The organism is Brevundimonas sp., from assembly GCF_032017145.1.
GTDB lineage: Bacteria > Pseudomonadota > Alphaproteobacteria > Caulobacterales > Caulobacteraceae > Brevundimonas.
Genome location: NZ_DALZQC010000194.1, coordinates 1 through 2,746 on the forward strand (window position 1 = coordinate 1; position 2,746 = coordinate 2,746).

Consider the following 2,746-nt stretch of genomic DNA (forward strand, 5'->3'; position numbering starts at 1 on the left):
TGCCGGGCCAGCCGCGCCAGCCCGCGGCATGAGCGCGACGCCCCCGGACGTTCTGGCCGCCCTGCACGCCGAGGCTTTCGCCTCGCCGTGGGACGCCCGAGCCTTCACCGACCTTCTGGCCCAGCCGGGCGTGCTGCTGGGCGTAGAGGCTGACGGCTTCATCCTGATCCGCGTGGTGCTGGACGAGGCGGAAATCCTGACCCTGGCCGTCCGACCCGATGCACGCCGCCAGGGTCTGGGCCGCCGCCTGGTCGGGCGCGCCTGCGTCGCCGCCGAGGACGCCGGCGCCGCGAGCCTGTTTCTGGAAGTGGCCGAGGACAATGCGGCGGCGCGCGCCCTGTACGCCCGCGCCGGCTTCGTCGAAATCGGCCGTCGAAAAGCCTATTACCCCGGCCCGGACGGGCGCCGGATCGACGCCCTGGCCCTGCGTCGCGATCTGTCTTTCGATCCCGTCACGCCGACGCTTCCCTGACGCGCGACGAATCCCTATCCTAGGGTCATGGACCGGATCGAAAAACTTTGCGCCGACCGCGGCATGCGCATGACCGAACAGCGCCGGGTGATCGCCCGCGTGCTGTCGAACGCCGAGGACCACCCCGATGTCGAGGAGCTGTACCGCCGCGCCTCGGCCATCGATCCCCACATCTCCATCGCCACCGTCTATCGCACCGTGCGCCTGTTCGAAGAGGCGGGCGTGGTCGAGAAGCATGACTTCGGCGACGGTCGCAGCCGCTATGAAGAGGCGGGCGACGACCACCATGACCACCTGATCGACACCAAGTCGGGCGAGGTGATCGAGTTCTTCGACGCCGAGATCGAACGCCTGAAGACCGAGATCGCCGAACGTCTGGGCTTCCAGCTGATCGGCCACAAGCTGGAGCTTTACGGCGTGCCGATCGAGGGCGCCGAACCGTCGCAGCGCGAAGGCCTGATCTTCAAGCGTCACGCCGCGCGGGTCGATCCGGCCGATGTGGACGCGGGCTGAGCCTGTTTCCGTCCCTGTCTTGTCGTCGCCTGTCCGGGCGATCATAAGCCGCCCATGACCGATACCCTGGTTCCCAAGCCAGCCAAGGCGACGGACGCGACCAAGCGTCTGTTCATCAAGACCTATGGCTGTCAGATGAATGTCTATGACAGCGAGCGCATGGCCGATGTCCTGCGCCCGCTGGGCTATGCGACGACGGAGGACGTGGCCGAGGCCGACTTCGTCATCCTGAACACCTGCCACATCCGCGAGAAGGCGGCGGAAAAGGTCTATTCCGAGCTGGGCAAGATGCGCGAGCTGCGCGACATCAAGCGCGAGACGGGCGGGGACATGACCATCGCCGTCGCCGGCTGCGTCGCCCAGGCCGAGGGCGAGGAGATCATGAAGCGCCAGCCCGCCGTCGACATCGTCGTCGGCCCGCAGGCCTATCATCAGCTGCCCGAACTGCTGACCCGCACGGCGCGGGCGCGGGGCGAGCGGATCGGCGCCGACTTCGCCCCCGACGACAAGTTCGACGCCCTGCCTGCCGCGCGCGGGACCAAGGGGCCGACCGCCTTCCTGACGGTGCAGGAGGGTTGCGACAAGTTCTGCACCTTCTGCGTCGTGCCCTATACGCGCGGCGCGGAATGGTCGCGGCCGCTGGCCTCGGTGCTGGAGGAGGCGCGGCAACTGGCGGATCGCGGCGTGCGCGAGGTCACGCTTCTGGGCCAGAACGTCAACGCCTATGACGGCGAACGGCCGGATGGAAAGAAGGCGACCCTGGCCGAACTGGCCTACGCCCTGGCCGAAATCCCCGGCCTGGACCGCATCCGCTATACGACCAGCCACCCCAATGACATGAGCGACGACCTGATCGCCGCCCATGCCGATCTGGACGCCCTGATGCCCTATCTGCACCTGCCGGTTCAGGCGGGATCGGACCGCATCCTGCGGCTGATGAACAGGAAGCACGGGCGCCAGAATTATTTCGATCTGATCGACCGCATCCGTCAGGCGCGGCCCGACATGGCGCTGGCGGGGGATTTCATCGTCGGCTTTCCCGGCGAGACGGACAGGGAGTTCGAGGACACGTTGGATCTGGTGCGGCGCGTGAACTACGCGGGGGCCTTCGCCTTCATGTATTCGCCCCGCCCCGGCACGCCCGCCGCTGGCATGGGCAAACAGGTCGAGCCGGAGGCGGCCAGGGAGCGGCTGCACCGTTTGATCGCCCTGCTGACCGACCAGCAGACCGCCTTCAACGAAGCCCAGGCGGGCAAGGTTCTGAACGTCCTGTTCGACCGCAAGGGTCGTCACGCCCACCGTCGGCAGGCCATCGGTCGATCCCCCTATCTGCAATCGGTCCATGTCGATGACGCGGATCATCTGATCGGCCAGATCGTTCCGGTCGAGATCATCGTGGGCCAGCAGAACAGTCTGCACGGCCGACTTGTCCCACCCAATGGGCTCCAGCAGCCGAACGCTGCGCCGACCCGATCAGAAAAGGCCGCCTGATGGCGAGAGAGTCCGAGTTCGTACCGCTGAATGACGCTGAACTGCGCGCGGTCATCGGGCCGAACAGCCGCCACGTCGCCCTGATCGAGGACGCCTTCAAGGTGCTGGTCGAGGCGCCGGGCGGCGGGGTCTCGGTCAACGGCGGCACGCGCGACCGATCCGACGCCCGCCGGGTGATCGAGGACCTGGCCAAGCGCGCGGCCCTGGGCGCCGAGGTCACCGAGGCCGATGTGCGTGCGGCCTTGGGCCAGGCGCGCGGAGGGCGAGGAA

Annotated in this window: 3 protein-coding genes and 1 pseudogene; all 4 read left to right on the forward strand. The window is 67.9% G+C overall.

Annotated features, from left to right (window positions below; all coding sequences use genetic code 11):
- Positions 1 to 28 precede the first annotated feature (28 nt).
- Positions 29 to 472: a ribosomal protein S18-alanine N-acetyltransferase gene (gene rimI / locus RTU05_RS17745; protein ID WP_312599617.1), complete on the forward strand. Its 444-nt coding sequence runs from the start codon at positions 29 to 31 to the stop codon at positions 470 to 472.
- 27 nt (positions 473 to 499) lie between these two features.
- Positions 500 to 985: a Fur family transcriptional regulator gene (locus RTU05_RS17750; RefSeq protein ID WP_248119406.1), complete on the forward strand. Its 486-nt coding sequence runs from the start codon at positions 500 to 502 to the stop codon at positions 983 to 985.
- 54 nt (positions 986 to 1,039) lie between these two features.
- Positions 1,040 to 2,476, forward strand: a complete 1,437-nt coding sequence (gene miaB / locus RTU05_RS17755) for a tRNA (N6-isopentenyl adenosine(37)-C2)-methylthiotransferase MiaB (RefSeq protein ID WP_312599616.1) — start codon at positions 1,040 to 1,042, stop codon at positions 2,474 to 2,476.
- Positions 2,476 to 2,746: pseudogene (locus RTU05_RS17760) on the forward strand (PhoH family protein); the annotation flags it as partial. The gene miaB and the pseudogene RTU05_RS17760, both read left to right, overlap by 1 nt.